Genomic DNA, 13,844 nt, shown 5'->3' with positions numbered 1-13,844 from the left:
ACCTCATGGACCTGGACATGGAGGAGTTCGCCGAGACGCGGCTCCGCAAGCCGAACAACGCGCCGCACGACCGGTTCCTGGACGCGTACCGCGCCCGCATGGGCTACCGCGCCGAGCCGCTGCACCCGCCCGCCATCCGCGGCGTGGAGGGAGCGATCGACATCCACTGCCACGCGCACGAGGGGCAGCAGGACGCGCTGGCCATCGCCAAGCTGGCCTCGGCCAGCGGCATGGGCGGACTGCTGTACAAGAGCGTGCAGGGCATGAACAAGCCGGCCGCGGCCGGCCCCGCCGCCGTCGTCCGCGAGATCGAGCGGGACCTGGCCGCCTGGAGCGAGGAGACCGGGATCGAGCCGATCCGGGTGTGGTCGGGCTGGATCGCGACCGACACGCGTGGGCTGCCGCTGGTGGAGGCGGCGCGCCGGCACCTGGACGACGGCGTCTCCGCGGTCTGGATGCCGGTCTTCCGCAGCGCGAACACCTTGAGCAAGGTCGGCGGGCCGCCGATCTGGTGGGGCGGCAGCACCGATCCGAAGGAGTGGAGCGATCCGCTGCCCTGGGACCAGGCGCTGAAGGTGGGCGCGTACACGCTCGACGAGCACGGGCGGCTCAAGCCCGAGTACAAGGAGATCTTCCGGATGGTCGCCGACCGGGACGTGATGGTCTCGTTCGCCCACGCGACACACGAGGAGATCTTCGCGATGGCCGAGGAGGTGCGGAGCCTCGGCATCACCAAGGCGGTGATCGACCACCCGTTCAGCCCCTTCATCGACCTCTCCCTGGAGCAGATGAAGGAACTCGCCTCCGCGGGCGTGTACCTGAACTTCACCTACGACGAGATCTCGCCGCTGCTCGGGGTGAACCCGGCGGACATGTGCCGGACGATCCAGGCGCTCGGCACCGACCGCGTGACCCTGTCCAGCGACGCCGGTGAGCCGCTGTTCCCCCACACCGTCGAGGCGCTGCGCCTGCTCCGGGCGCACATGAACGCCTTCGGCCTGACCGAGGAGGAGGTCCATCAGGTCAGCTCGGTCAACCCCGGAAGGCTACTCGACATAACGTGACATTCCTCCTCTCGCCGAGGCGATCACCGTGCGATGCTTACCTCGTGGTGACCGAGCTGTCAGACCCACCGCGGCGAGTGCTCATCGTCGAGGACGACACAGAGATCGCCGAGATGCTAAAGGAACTCCTCACCGGTGAGGGCTACCAGGTCGACACGGCCGCGGACGGCCAGCGCGGCCTGCACCTGTCGCTGACCCGGGCGTACGACGTCCTCGTCATCGACCGGGTGCTGCCCGCCGTCGACGGCCTCGACCTGATCCGGCGGATCCGGCGCAAGGGGATCGCCACGCCCGTGCTCGTGCTCACCGCTCTCGGCACGGTGGCCGACCGGGTCGCCGGGCTCGACTCCGGGGCCGAGGACTACCTCGTCAAGCCGTTCGACATCGAGGAACTGCTGGCACGGATACGGGCGCTGCACCGCCGGCACCGCGACGCCACCCGTACGCTCCCGCTCGGTGCCGCCGAGATCGACCTGGTGCGCCGGCGGGTGCTGCTGCCGGACGGCGAGGAGGTCGAGCTCTCCAAGCGGGAGTTCGAGCTGCTGCGGACGCTGGCGAGCCGCCCGAAGACGGTGCACACGCGCGAGGACCTGCAGCTGACGGTCTTCCAGGACGCGGCCACCGACTCCATCGTCGACACCTACGTTCACTACCTTCGCCGTAAGCTCGGCCGCGGGGCCGTACGCACCATCCGGGGCTTCGGCTACCGGCTGGGGGAGCTTTGAAAGGACCAGAGGAGTCCGACGGCCGGTCGCTGGCCAGGGCGCGATGGTTGCTCACCGCGCAGCTCGCCGGCGCGATCACCGGTGTGGTGCTGGTCGTCGGGGCGCTGATGTTCCTCACGACCACCGGGGGCCAGCAACGCGACGCCCAGCGTGACCTGCGGTTCTACGTGGCCCGCAGCAGCATCGAGAGCCCGCCGCCGTGTGTGTGGATGTTCGCGCAGGACCGCGGCTCGCTCCGCGGCACGCCGAGCGCACCGGCCGACCTGCCGGTCCGCTCCAGCATGCGGCGGGTGGCGAACGGCGGCGCGACGCTGGTCGAACGGCGCAGGATCGGCGGGATCGACTACCTCATCCGCACCGGGCGCCGCGGCGACATGGTCGTCCAGGCCGCCATGGACCTGCGGTACCAGCAGCAGGAACGGCAGCGGCTCTACCTCGCGCTCACCGTCGCCGAGCTCGCCGGGCTGCTCGCCGCGCTGGTGACCGGGCAGGTGCTGGCACGGCGCGCCATCTCGCCGCTGGAGGAGGCGCTGCGCAGGCAGCGCCGCTTCGTGGCCGACGCCAGCCACGAGCTGCGCACGCCGCTGACCCGGCTGCACACGCGCGCGCAGCTGCTCGCCCGCCGGGCGGCCACCGCGGACATCGACAAGGACCTGCGCACGATCGTCTCCGACACCCGGCAGTTCGGCGAGGTGATCGAGGACCTGCTCATGTCCGCGCAGCTGGGCCAGGCGACGGCACGCCGGGAGCTCGTCGATCTCGCGGCCGTCGTGGAGTCGGTGGCCGAAGCCGAGTCCGCGCGGGCGCAGGCCCGGTCCATCGCCCTGGAGGTGCGCCGCGACCCCGGCGCGTACCTGGTCCTCGGCGTGCCCGCCGCCCTGCGCCGGGTCGTGGGCGCGCTGGTCGACAACGCCCTCGACCACACGACGCCGGGCGGGCACATCGAGCTGACCCTCGACCGTACGGGCAAGCGCCGCGAGGTGGTCCTCACCGTCCGGGACGACGGCGTCGGTTTCGACCAGGCCAAGGAGCGGCTGATCTTCGAACGCTTCAAGCACGGCAACGCCGGTGACGGGCGCCGGTTCGGCCTGGGCCTGGCCCTCGTACGGGAGGTGGTCGACAGCCACGGCGGCCGGGTGAGCGCGACCGGGGAGCCGGGCCGCGGGGCGGCGTTCACGGTGCGCCTGCCCTCGGTGTCCGTGGAGGCCGCCGCGGCCCGCTGAGTTCGCGGGCGGGCCGGTCAGGACGGGCCGGTCAGGACGGGCCGGTCAGGACGGGCCGGTGAGCCGCGCGTAGTGGGCGCGTGCGGCCGACGTCCGGCCGTTGCCGTAGACGAGCGGAATATCGTGTGTGCCGTGGCGGAAGCGGTGGTCGGACGGTTCACTCTCGTCGATCCGATCGGGCGCGGTGCGACCGGGCAGGTGTGGCGCGCCTACGATCACCGTGCCCGGCGTTACTGCGCGGCCAAGGTGTTCCGGCAGCGTGACGCGGGTGACCTGATCCGCGTCGTACGCGAGCAGGGTGTGCGGCTGCACCACCCCCACGTCGTGTGCCCGTACGCCTGGGCCGCGGACGACGGCGACGTCGTGATCGCGATGGAGCTCATGCGGGGCGGCTCCCTGCAGACGCTGATCCGCGACCACGGGGCGCTGCCGCCGCCGTACGCCGCCCGGATCGCCGGGCAGTTGCTGTCCGCGCTCCAGCACGTTCACGAGGCCGGGCTCTTACACCGCGACGTCAAGCCCGGCAACGTCCTGCTGGAGGCGACCGGCACGGGTGAGCCGCAGGCCCGCCTCGCCGACTTCGGCATCGCGCTCCAGGTGTACGAGGCGCCGGTGACGGCCACCGGCGTCATTCTCGGCACGCCCGGCTACCTGCCGCCGGAGGCGTACGAGGGAGCTCCCCCGGACCCGGCCCGCGACGTCTACGCGCTCGGGGTCGTCGTGCGCCAGATGCTCACCGGAGAGGACTCACCGGAGAGGAGCGCGGCCCTTCCGGCGGCCGAGCCGCCGAGCGGTGTTCCGCCGATGCTGTGGGACGTCGTACGGGCGATGTGTCATCCGGACCCCGCCCACCGCCCGGCCGGCGCAAGGGCGGCCGCGGAACTGCTCGCCACGGTGTCCCTTCCGCTGGAGGTCCCCGCGTACAACGCGGACGGCGAGCCCATCGAGGTGTTCGACCAGCTCGGGCCGCTGCCCGCGGACTTCGGGCCCGACGGGCCGGTGGGCCCGCCCTCCGCCGCCGCGCCGTCGCCGCCCGGCGCCGACCTTCCGCTCCGCCGTGCGCGGGGGCTGCGGGGCCGTCGAGGGTTCCTCGCGCTCGGGGCGCTGGTCGCGATGCTGACGGTCGCCGGGGCGGCGGGCGCCTACTCGCTGCGCGACCGCGGCACGCCGGGGCGGACGCCGGCGACCACCGCGGGGCTCAAGGTCATGACCTGGGCGACCTGCGCCGACGGCAGCCCGTCGGCGGATCCGGCCCAGGCGAACGCCATCTGCGTCAACGGCGGGCAGACCGACAAGGTCGCCTACGGGATCCGCTGGCACATGCGCGCCGTGGCCGGCCTGCACGTGGTCTTCCTCCAGGAGCTGTGCTCGGCCGACCTCGAAGCGCTCGAACGCCTCGACGGGATGTCCGGCTGGCGGTTCCGTTTCGCCCCGATCCTCGACCAGGGCAGCGGAGCGACGCCGAACACCAGGACCGGACCGCGCCTCTGCCACCCGCAGAACGGCGCCTCGCGCGGCTACTTCGGCATCGCCGTCGGCGTCCACGAGAACACCTCGTTCGACGTCCGTTACTACCCGGACGCCGACGTGCCCCACACGCGCGACCGCTGGGGACACTGGAACGTCCACCAGGTCGCCGTATGCGCCACGGTGCCGACGTACCGGGCCAGGGTCTGCGGCACCCAGCTGACGCCGCTGCTCAGCAAGGACCCCGCGGCCCCGGACGCGTTCTGGAAGGCACAGACGGCGCAGGTCACGGACCTGATCAAGGACGCGGACGGCCAGGGCCGCGTCGTGCTCGGGGGCGACCTGAACTCCATCGCGCCCGACGCCAACGGGGGCGCCGGCGACCGCAGCCCGCTGGTCCCGCTGTACAGGAGGTACAAGGAGTGCGACCAGTCCGCCCAGGGCGGGGCGCGCACCGGCCGCGGCACCTACCAGCACAAGAACGGCACCCGAGGCGCCAAGCTCGACTACCTCTTCGTCCCTCGCGACGCCTCGGTCTCCTGCAGCGTCACGTCCCAGCACGTCAAGACGTCGGATCAGGTGCCGGTGATCGCCACCGTCGCCTTCCCCGCGTCCTGACCGGCGGGTCCCCCGAGATACCCGGCGCCGGCGATGCGCCGGCTTCCGGGCCTGGTCACCAGGCGTACGCCTCGGGCGCGGGCTTGGCCCCGTTGGGTGCGGGCGGCGGGAAGAGCTCGTCCAGCATGGCGAGCGTGTCGTCGTCGAGGGTGATCCGCAGCGCGCGCAGCGAGCCGTCGAGCTGTTCGGCCGTCCGCGGGCCGATGATCGGTCCGGTCACGCCGTCCTGCGCGAGCAGCCATGCCAGTCCGACATGGGCCGGGTCCTCGCCGAGGTCGGCGCACAACTTCTCGTACGCCTCGACGGATTCCCGCTGCTCGGCGAACGCGGCGGCCCAAAGACCCGAACCGCTGCGGACGGCGCCCCCCTCGCGCTGCTTGCGCAGGACGCCGCTGAGCACTCCCCCGTGCAGCGGCGAGTACGGGATCACCCCCACCCCGTACTGCTGCGCGGCGGGCAGCACCTCCAGTTCGACCCAGCGTGACATCAGGTTGTAGATCGACTGTTCGCTGACCAGTCCGAGGAAGTGCCGGGACCGGGCGGCTTCCTGCGCCTGGGCGATGTGCCAGCCGGCGAAGTTGGACGAGCCGAAGTAGAGCACCTTTCCCTGCCGGTGCAGGACGCTGAAGGCCTCCCAGATCTCGTCCCACGGCGTGTTCCGGTCGATGTGGTGCATCTGGTAGAGGTCTATGTGGTCGGTCCGCAGGCGCCTGAGTGAGGCGTCGACCGCACGCCGGATGTGCAGCGCGGACAACCCGTTCTCGTTCGGCCCGTCGCCCGTTGGAAGAAAGACCTTGGTGCCCAGGACGGTCCTGTCGCGTCGGCCGCCACCCCGGGCGAACCACCGGCCGATGATCGCCTCAGTGGTGCCTTCACCCTGCTGCTCGCCGTAGACGTCGGCCGTGTCGAAGAAGTTGATGCCGTGCTCGTGCGCACGGTCCATGATCGCGTGACTGTCCTCTTCGGACGTTCGCGACCCGAAGTTCATGGTGCCGAGGACGAGCCGGGACACCGTAAGGCCGCTGCGGCCGAGGCGGGTGTACTCCACGTGTTCCAACCTTTCAGAGGGCGTCCGCCAGACGCATCGCCAGGGGCGCAATAAAAGTAGAATACGCAACATCAATGTTGCAACTACGTCGTGAGCAGTGACACTGCCGTATGCTTTCCCCATGAAGACACAGCGGCTGCCGGCACCCGCCGGCGGCCGACCGCTACGCGCGGACGCCGAACGCACGATGAGGGCGATCCTGGAGGCGGCCGAACGCACCCTCAGCCGCGATCCCGCGGCCACGATGGAGCAGATCGCCGAGGCCGCCGGCGTCGCCCGCACCACCGTGCACCGGCGCTTCGCCACCCGCGACGCGCTCATCGACGCCCTGGCGGTGTGGGCCACCCAGCGGTTCGCCGCGGCGGTGGACTCCGCCCACCCGGACACGGCTCCGCCGCTGGTCGCCCTCTACCAGACGACGGCGAACGTCCTCAGCGTCAAGATCAGCTGGGGCTTCGCGATGAGCCAGGCCTCCTCGGCCAACCCGGAGGTGGCACGCGTCTACAGCGAGATACGCGACACGTGCGAACGACTGCTCCGCCGGGCCCGGGAGGCAGGCGTCCTCCGCACCGACGTCGACATCCCCTGGACCCGCCGCGTCTACTACGCCCTTATCCACGAGGCCGCGCAGAGCAGGGACGACCAGGACACCGACGCCCTCGCGACGCTCGTCGTGGACACCTTGCTCCGCGGCGCGGGCGCCCCACACCCCGATCGCCTGTGACACCGCCCCGCCCCTGAGCGAGAGCCGGTCCGGCGATCAGCCACCGACGTTCGCTCGCCGGGCTTGTTCTCCTACCGTCCCGCGCTCAGCCGGTGACCGGGAGGTCCATCGGGACCGGAGTGGGACGCGGCGCCTCCTTGACGGGCACCGTGGACGGCGTGCCGCCGGCGGCGGCCGAGTCGGACTCGGACGAGGAGGAGCTCTTCGTGCCGGGCACGGTCGGGGTCGGGGCCGGCTTGCCGTCCGCGCGTCCGCAGGTGGCGGAGGCGAGGTCGATGGTCTGGATGCTGCTGCCGATCGAGATGTCCAGTTCCAGGGCGATGACCGTCAGCGTGCCGTCGGGGTTCTGGACCTGCTTGTCGGGCGTCACGCGGAGGCCGAAGCCACGCGTCGGGATGACGATGTCGGTGTTGGGCGGGCCGCCGATCGGCACGTCGTGGCCCGCCACCGAGATGTCGGCGAGGTGGGCCGAGCCGACGCCGTTGTCGCACTTCGCGGCGATCGTCTGGGCGGAGAGCAGCCCGGTGGGGAGCTTCGTCTTGAGCCCGGGATGGCTCAGCTTCAGGTCCAGGACGCTGGCCGACGCGTGGTGGCCCTTGGCCTCCACGGTGAACAGCGCGAGGTTGAACACCGGGTTCTTCGGGAGCTCCAGCGCCTTGCGGGACGGCTGGGTCGCGGAGGTCACCGCCGGCTGTGCCGGAATGGCCAGCGCGCCGCCGGCGTAGATGCCGTAGGCCGAACTCGCCGGGCCGGACGCGGAGGCCGGGCTCGCCACCGACAGAGGTGCGGCCAGTGCGCCGGCGAGGGCCGCGTACTTCGTCAGACGCGTCGCGCGCATGATTTCTCCCGGGGGACGGAGAGAGGCGGTACCCGACCGTACCAGTCGAACGGTACGCCGGTGTACCAATCGGTTGGATCTCCTCGCCGTTATCCGGCCGCCGCCCGCAGGTGCCGGCTGACGTCCCCGACGAGGTCGATGTGCACGCGCCGCTCGGTGAACCGCCAGCTCGTGCCGTCGCAGGCGAACCGGTCGTGGTAACGCCCGACGGCGATGGGCTGAAGGGGCAGCTCGGGTAGCGCCTGGTACACGGTGACGTACGACCGCGCGGCGGCCGTGTCGTCGTCGAGTTCGATGATGACGTTGGTGGTGACGTGCTTGGTCCGGGGCGTGCCGTCGCCGTACACGATCAGCGTGCGGCGGAACATCTCCTCGATCGCGTCCGCTCCGCTCACGGGTGACCCGCTACCGGTGAAGGTGGCGCCGGCCAGGAGCTCACCGAGACCGGCGAAGTCACCGCCGTCGACGAGTTCGGCGTACCGCGCGATGAGATTCTCGATGGCCCGATGGCTCGCGGCCGGGTCGGGCCGGGCAGGCACGGATGGAGTCAGGGGCACGGTCGCTCCTCCGGGCCGCCGTCCCTGTCTTCGCCCCGGCCCGCCGGCTGACGGTGGGCCAGGAGGGCGATCGAGGCCTGGACGGCGACCTCGCTGACGTCTCGTACGCGACCGCTGTCCTCGACCGTGATGGCGGTGAGTTCGCGCAGGCCGCCGAGGAGCATGATGGTCAGCTGCCGCGAGACCGGGCCGGGGCCGTTGGCGCGCCATTCGTCGGTGTCGCAGAGCGTCTGGATCATGGCGATGAACGCCTCGGTCATGTCGCGCTGGAGGCGGCGTGCGGCATCGCCCAGGGACGGTACGTCGCGGATCCAGCTCAGCATGATGGCGGGTTCGGCCTCCGCGCAGTCGATCCACTCCTCGATCGCCTGGCGCACCTGGACCTTCCACGGGGCGGCCGGGTCGACGGCGGCGAGGATCCGCTCGATCATCTCCGCGTTCGCGGCGGTGAGCAGCGCGACGAAGCAGGCCTCCTTGCTGGAGAAGTACTCGTAGAAGGTCCGCCGGGAGGTGCGGGCGCGGCGGACGATGTCGGCGATCGTGGTGTTGCGGTAGCCCTGTTCCTTGATGGACGTGGCGAGGCCGTCGAGCAGCCGGCGGCGGAAGCGGCCGGCGTCGTCGTCCGCGGTCGCCGTCTCGCCCTGAAGGCGCCGGACAGTCGTCATCGGGCTCACGCTATACCTCTCACCTCGCACGAGGCCTTGAACCCGATCGTACGGGCATGGGGCCTTGAACCAGATGGTACGGCGGCGTACCGTGCGGCTGGTACCGTCGCGTACCCCCTGGGGAAGGTGCCATCGGACATGACGACCGCGACGCTCCCTCCTGGCCCGCCGAGCCCCCGGTTCCTGCAGGGCCTCTTCTCCCTTCTCGCTCCCATGCGCGGGATGCGGCGCATGCGCGACCGGTACGGCGACGCGTTCTCCGTCAACGTGCCGGTCTTCGGCCGAGCCACGGTCATCAGCGCCCCCGCGCAGGTCAGGCAGTTGTTCACCGCGGCGCCCGACGTCGTGGAGAACGTCGAGCCCAACCTCGGGCGCGTGCTCGGGCCCGGTTCGCTCTTCGCGCTGACCGGCGCGGAGCACCGCAAGCAGCGCAAGCTGCTGGTCCCGCCCTTCCACGGCCGCCGGCTCGCCGCGTACGAGGAGATCATCGAGGAGGAGGCCGTGCGCGAGATGGCCTCCTGGCCGCAGGACCAGGCGTTCGCCACGCTGCCGTCGATGATGCGCATCACGCTGAACGCCATCCTGCGCGCGGTGTTCGGCGCGGAGGGCGCCGAGTTCGCCCGGCTGCGCACGCTGCTCCCGTCGGCCGTCGCGCTCGGCTCCCGGCTGGCCGTCCTGCCCCTGCCCAAGGTCGACCTCGGCCGGTGGAGTCCCTGGGGACGGTTCTGGATCGCGCGCCGGGAGTACGACGCGATCGTCGAGAAGCTGATCTCCAAGGCGGAGCAGGACGACCTCGACCGGCGCGACGACGTCCTCGCGCTGCTGCTGCAGAGCCGCTACGAGGACGGCTCCCGGATGAGCCACGGCGAGATCGCCGACCAGCTGCTCACCCTGCTCGTCGCCGGGCACGAGACGACGGCGACCACCCTCGCCTGGGCGGTCGAACGGCTCCGCCGGCGCCCGGACCTGCTCGGGGAGCTCGTCGCGGAGAACGACGCGGGCGGCCACGCGCTGCGCGAGGCGACGATCCTGGAGGTGCAGCGCACCCGCCCGGTCATCGACCTCGTCGGGCGGAAGGTGACGGCCGACGTCTTCGACCTCGGGCCATGGGTCCTGCCGAAGGGGTCCACGGTTCTGGTCGGCATCTCGCTGATCCACGACGACGAGTCGATCTTCCCGAACCCGCGGGCCTTCGACCCGCACCGCTTCCTCGACGCGAAGCCGGACCTGCACCAGTGGATCCCGTTCGGCGGCGGCACGCGGCGCTGTGTCGGCGCGGCGTTCGCGACCATGGAGATGAACGTCACCCTGCGCACGCTGCTGCGCGACTTCACGCTGGTGCCGACGGCCGAACGCGACGAGCGGTGGCACTCGCGCGGCGTCGCCAACGCTCCGGCGAAGGGCGGCCTCGCGGTCGTACGCCGCCGGCGGTCCCCCGCGTCGCCGCCCGCCACCGTGACGGCCGAGGCGCGGCCATGACGACGAGTGCCGTGGCGGTACCCGCGACAAGGAGGGTGCCCTGGTGACCGAGCACTTCGACGTCCTGATCATCGGAGCGGGCCTGTCCGGTGTCGGCGCGGCGTACCACCTCCAGTCGGCCTTTCCCGGACGGACCTACACGATCCTGGAGGCGCGCGACGCGATCGGCGGCACCTGGGACCTGTTCCGGTACCCCGGCGTACGGTCGGACTCGGACATGAACACCCTCGGGTACCGGTTCCGGCCGTGGACGGAGGCGAAGGCCATCGCCGACGGCCCGTCGATCCTGCGCTACATCCGCGCCACCGCCGCCGAGGCCGGCATCGACCGGCACATCCGGTTCGGGCACCGGGTGGTCCGCGCGGAGTGGTCCGGCGCGGACGCCCGCTGGACGGTCGAGGCGGTCCACGAGGGCGAGACGGTACGCCTGACCGCCCGCTTCCTGTACGCCTGCAGTGGCTACTACCGCTACGACGCCGGCCACACGCCGCACTTCCCCGGCGTCGAGCGGTTCCGGGGCACCGTCGTCCACCCGCAGCACTGGCCGGACGACCTCGACCACACCGGCAAGGACGTCGTCGTGATCGGCAGCGGCGCGACGGCCGTGACGCTCGTGCCGGCGATGGCCGAGCGGGCGGCCCGGGTGACGATGCTGCAACGCTCGCCGACGTACATCATCGCGTTGTCGTCCGAGGACGCGATCGCGGGCGCTCTGCGGCGGCTGCTCGGGGACCGCCGCGCGTACCCGGTCACGCGGTGGAAGAACGTCGTGACGACCTCGCTGTTCTATCGGCTCAGCCGCCGCCGGCCGCGCGTGGTCCGGTCGATCATCCGCCGGGCGACGGCGCGGCTGCTGCCGCCGGGGTACGACGTCGACACCCACTTCAAACCGCGTTACCAGCCGTGGGACCAGCGGCTGTGCGTCGCGCCCGACGGTGACCTGTTCGCCGCCATCCGCGACGGACGGGCGTCGGTGGTCACCGACCGGATCGAGGAGTTCACCGAGACCGGGCTGCGTCTCGCGTCCGGCACCGAGCTGAGGGCCGACATCGTCGTCACCGCCACCGGCCTGCGGCTGCTGCCGCTCGGCGGCGTACGCCTCACCGTCGACGGCCGTGACGTCGCGCTGCCGGAGACCATGGCGTACAAGGGCATGATGCTCAGCGGCGTGCCGAACTTCGCCTTCACGATCGGGTACACCAACGCGTCGTGGACTCTCAAGGCCGACCTGGTCAGCGAGTACGTCGTGCGGCTGCTGCGCCACATGGACGCCCACGGGTACGACCGGTGCGTCCCGGACAACGACGACCCCACCGTGACCGAACGCCCGCTGATGGACTTCCAGGCCGGGTACGTACTGCGCTCCATCGATGAGTTCCCCAAGGCCGGGTCGCGGCCTCCGTGGCGGCTCGGCATGAGCTACGCGCACGACGTGCTCAAGCTGCGGTACGGCCGCATCGACGACGGAGCGCTCCGGTTCTCCCGCCGGTCCGTGACCTCGGAGCCGGGTGCCCGGTCTTCCATCACCGACACGCACGCAGAGGAGACGACGCCGTGAAAGTACAGATCGACACCGGACGCTGCCAAGGGCACGGCCGCTGTTACGACCTCGCCCCCGAGGTGTTCGGGGACGACGACGAGGGCTACGGCACGGTCCTCGGCGACGGCGTCGTCCCGGCGGGCCGGGAGCCGGACGCGCGCCTGGCCGCGTCGAACTGTCCCGAGCGCGCGATCGACCTCCTCGAAGAGGGCTGACCGACATGACCGACCGGTTCGCCAAGAACTACGCGGAGCTGCGGGACGACCAGCCGCTCGGCACACGCAGCGAGATCGTCACCGGCCCGGTCGCGGACTGGGCGACCGACTTCTCCCACCTGGAGCCCGAGTGGGCCGCCGACCCGTACCCGATCCTGGACGACCTGCGGCAGCGCTGCCCGATCGCGCACACCGACCGGTTCGGCGGAGGGTGGCTGCCGACGCGGTATGAGGACGTCGCGGCGATCGCGTACGACACCGAGCACTTCTCCTCGCGGTCGATCATCATGAGCAACTTCCGGCCGCCTCGTGAGCTGGCGCCGGTGGGCGGCACGCCGCCGATCTCCTCCGACCCGCCGTTCCACCGGGACGCGCGCAAGCTGCTCCTGCCCGCCTTCACCAAGACCGCGGTCGGGAGGCTGGAGCCGGCCACGAGGGCGTTCTGCCACTCCCTCATCGACGGGTTCGCCGGGCAGGACGTCATCGACGCCGCCCGCGACTACGCCCAGCACATCCCGATGCGCGTCATCGGCGACATGCTCGGCTTCCCTCCGGAGGACGGGCCGCGGTTCCGCGAGTTCGTGGAGAACACGCTCGAAGGCGTCAACCTGCCGCCGGAGGAGCGCATCGCCCGGATGGAGCAGCTGTTCGACTACCTGCTCGAACAGATCCGCGACCACGTCGCGAACCCCCGCGAGGACCTGACGACCTACCTCGTCGACGCCGAGTTCGGCGGTCAGAAGCTGGCGCCGTCCCACGTCGCGGGCACGATGGCGCTGCTGCTCATCGCCGGCATCGACACGACCTGGAGCGCGATCGGCGCGTCGCTGTGGCACCTGGCCAAGACCCCCGCCGACCGCGAGCGCCTCGTCGCCGAACCCGGCCTGCTGCCCACCGCGATGGAGGAGTTCCTCCGCGCCTACGCACCGGTCACGATGGCGCGTCTGGTCAAGGAGGACACGCACTGGTCGGGCGCCCAGATGAAGGCCGACGACTGGGTGCTGCTGTCCTTCCCCGCCGCCAACCGCGACCCCGCGCAGTTCGACCGCGCCGACGAGGTCGTGATCGACCGGGAGGTCAACCGGCACGCGGCGTTCGGGCTGGGCATCCATCGCTGTGTCGGCTCGCACCTGGCGCGCATGGAGCTCCGGGTCGCCCTGGAGGTCTGGCTCGAACGGATCCCGGTCTTCACCCTCGACGACCCGTCCGCGGTGACCTGGGCCGCCGGCCAGGTCCGCGGCCCCCGTACGCTCCCCGTCCGGGTCGGCTGACGGGGGTCAGGTGGCCTCCGGGGCGTCGGTCAGGTAGTCGGCATTCCCCTCGTCGTCGAGCTCGAACGAGCCTCGGGGGATGATGCAGAACTCGTTCCCCTCGGGATCGGCCATGACGAGGAAGCCTCCGGGGTCGTACTCCGTCAGCCGCCGTCCGCCCAGCGCCTCCACCCTCGCCTGCTCGGCGGCCGGGTCCTCCGACTCCAGATCCAGGTGCAGCCGGTTCTTCCCGGCCTTGGAGCCGTCGGTGCGCTGGAAGCCGACGCCCAGTCCGTTCCTGCGCTTGAGCCAGACGTACGGCCCGATCCGTCCGGTCACCGGCCGGTCGAGCAGCTCGCTCCAGAAGGCCGCCAGCCGGTCCGGGTCGACGGAGTCGACGATCACGCAGTTGATGTCCATGGTCACCAACC

At 71.6% G+C, this 13,844-nt stretch carries 14 protein-coding genes; 9 read left to right on the top strand and 5 right to left on the bottom strand.

Annotated elements, in window-relative coordinates; translation table 11 throughout:
* Nucleotides 1-5 precede the first annotated feature (5 nt).
* The 4 genes from ABEA10_RS38115 (at nt 6) to ABEA10_RS38100 (ending at nt 5,097) form a co-directional block, all read left to right on the top strand.
* Nucleotides 6-1,064 carry a DUF6282 family protein gene (locus tag ABEA10_RS38115; RefSeq protein ID WP_345472425.1) on the top strand — a complete coding sequence of 353 codons (1,059 nt, stop codon included), beginning with the start codon at nt 6-8 and terminating at the stop codon, nt 1,062-1,064.
* A 47-nt stretch (nt 1,065-1,111) separates the two neighbouring features.
* Complete coding sequence (locus ABEA10_RS38110; protein ID WP_345472423.1) at nt 1,112-1,789, top strand: response regulator transcription factor; 678 nt, start codon at nt 1,112-1,114, stop codon at nt 1,787-1,789.
* Nucleotides 1,786-3,012 carry a sensor histidine kinase gene (locus tag ABEA10_RS38105; protein ID WP_345472421.1) on the top strand — a complete coding sequence of 409 codons (1,227 nt, stop codon included), beginning with the start codon at nt 1,786-1,788 and terminating at the stop codon, nt 3,010-3,012. The genes ABEA10_RS38110 and ABEA10_RS38105 overlap by 4 nt, the downstream gene beginning before the upstream one ends.
* Before the next feature lie 132 nt (nt 3,013-3,144).
* Nucleotides 3,145-5,097 (top strand): protein kinase domain-containing protein, encoded by a 1,953-nt coding sequence (locus tag ABEA10_RS38100; RefSeq protein WP_345472419.1) that lies wholly within the window; start codon nt 3,145-3,147, stop codon nt 5,095-5,097.
* 55 nt (nt 5,098-5,152) lie between these two features.
* Here the strand turns inward: ABEA10_RS38100 and ABEA10_RS38095 are convergent, their stop codons facing one another.
* A complete protein-coding gene (locus ABEA10_RS38095; RefSeq protein ID WP_345472417.1) occupies nt 5,153-6,145 on the bottom strand; it encodes an aldo/keto reductase in 993 nt (330 codons plus the stop codon).
* Nucleotides 6,146-6,266: 121 nt separating this feature from the next.
* On the opposite strand from ABEA10_RS38095, the gene ABEA10_RS38090 reads away from it, so the two are divergent.
* Complete coding sequence (locus ABEA10_RS38090) at nt 6,267-6,869, top strand: TetR/AcrR family transcriptional regulator (protein WP_345472415.1); 603 nt, start codon at nt 6,267-6,269, stop codon at nt 6,867-6,869.
* An 85-nt stretch (nt 6,870-6,954) separates the two neighbouring features.
* Here the strand turns inward: ABEA10_RS38090 and ABEA10_RS38085 are convergent, their stop codons facing one another.
* The 3 genes from ABEA10_RS38085 to ABEA10_RS38075 form a co-directional block, all read right to left on the bottom strand.
* Nucleotides 6,955-7,707 (bottom strand): choice-of-anchor P family protein, encoded by a 753-nt coding sequence (locus tag ABEA10_RS38085; protein ID WP_345472414.1) that lies wholly within the window; start codon nt 7,705-7,707, stop codon nt 6,955-6,957.
* 89 nt (nt 7,708-7,796) lie between these two features.
* The gene (locus tag ABEA10_RS38080; protein WP_345472412.1) at nt 7,797-8,264 is read right to left on the bottom strand and encodes a nuclear transport factor 2 family protein; all 468 of its coding nucleotides are present in this window, start codon (nt 8,262-8,264) and stop codon (nt 7,797-7,799) included.
* A complete protein-coding gene (locus ABEA10_RS38075) occupies nt 8,255-8,929 on the bottom strand; it encodes a TetR/AcrR family transcriptional regulator (protein ID WP_345472411.1) in 675 nt (224 codons plus the stop codon). Before ABEA10_RS38075 ends, ABEA10_RS38080 begins: the two co-directional genes overlap by 10 nt.
* Before the next feature lie 138 nt (nt 8,930-9,067).
* Between ABEA10_RS38075 and ABEA10_RS38070 the strand changes: the two genes are divergently transcribed.
* The 4 genes from ABEA10_RS38070 to ABEA10_RS38055 are packed head-to-tail and all read left to right on the top strand — an operon-like array spanning nt 9,068 to nt 13,434.
* Nucleotides 9,068-10,408, top strand: coding sequence for a cytochrome P450 (locus ABEA10_RS38070; RefSeq protein WP_345472409.1), 1,341 nt, complete (start codon nt 9,068-9,070; stop codon nt 10,406-10,408).
* A 43-nt stretch (nt 10,409-10,451) separates the two neighbouring features.
* A complete protein-coding gene (locus tag ABEA10_RS38065) occupies nt 10,452-11,966 on the top strand; it encodes a flavin-containing monooxygenase (RefSeq protein ID WP_345472407.1) in 1,515 nt (504 codons plus the stop codon).
* Nucleotides 11,963-12,163: a ferredoxin gene (locus tag ABEA10_RS38060; RefSeq protein WP_345472405.1), complete on the top strand. Its 201-nt coding sequence runs from the start codon at nt 11,963-11,965 to the stop codon at nt 12,161-12,163. The genes ABEA10_RS38065 and ABEA10_RS38060 overlap by 4 nt, the downstream gene beginning before the upstream one ends.
* A 5-nt stretch (nt 12,164-12,168) precedes the next feature.
* Nucleotides 12,169-13,434 (top strand): cytochrome P450, encoded by a 1,266-nt coding sequence (locus tag ABEA10_RS38055; protein WP_345472402.1) that lies wholly within the window; start codon nt 12,169-12,171, stop codon nt 13,432-13,434.
* Between the two features lie 6 nt (nt 13,435-13,440).
* On the opposite strand, the gene ABEA10_RS38050 is transcribed toward ABEA10_RS38055, so the two are convergent.
* A complete protein-coding gene (locus ABEA10_RS38050; protein WP_345472400.1) occupies nt 13,441-13,833 on the bottom strand; it encodes a VOC family protein in 393 nt (130 codons plus the stop codon).
* Nucleotides 13,834-13,844 lie beyond the last annotated feature (11 nt).

Origin of the sequence: Actinoallomurus oryzae (genome assembly GCF_039541955.1) — a bacterium.
Classification (GTDB): Bacteria; Actinomycetota; Actinomycetes; order Streptosporangiales; family Streptosporangiaceae; genus Actinoallomurus; species Actinoallomurus oryzae.
Note: the sequence above shows the minus strand (reverse complement) of the source record. Positions and strands in the feature narration are given on the sequence as shown.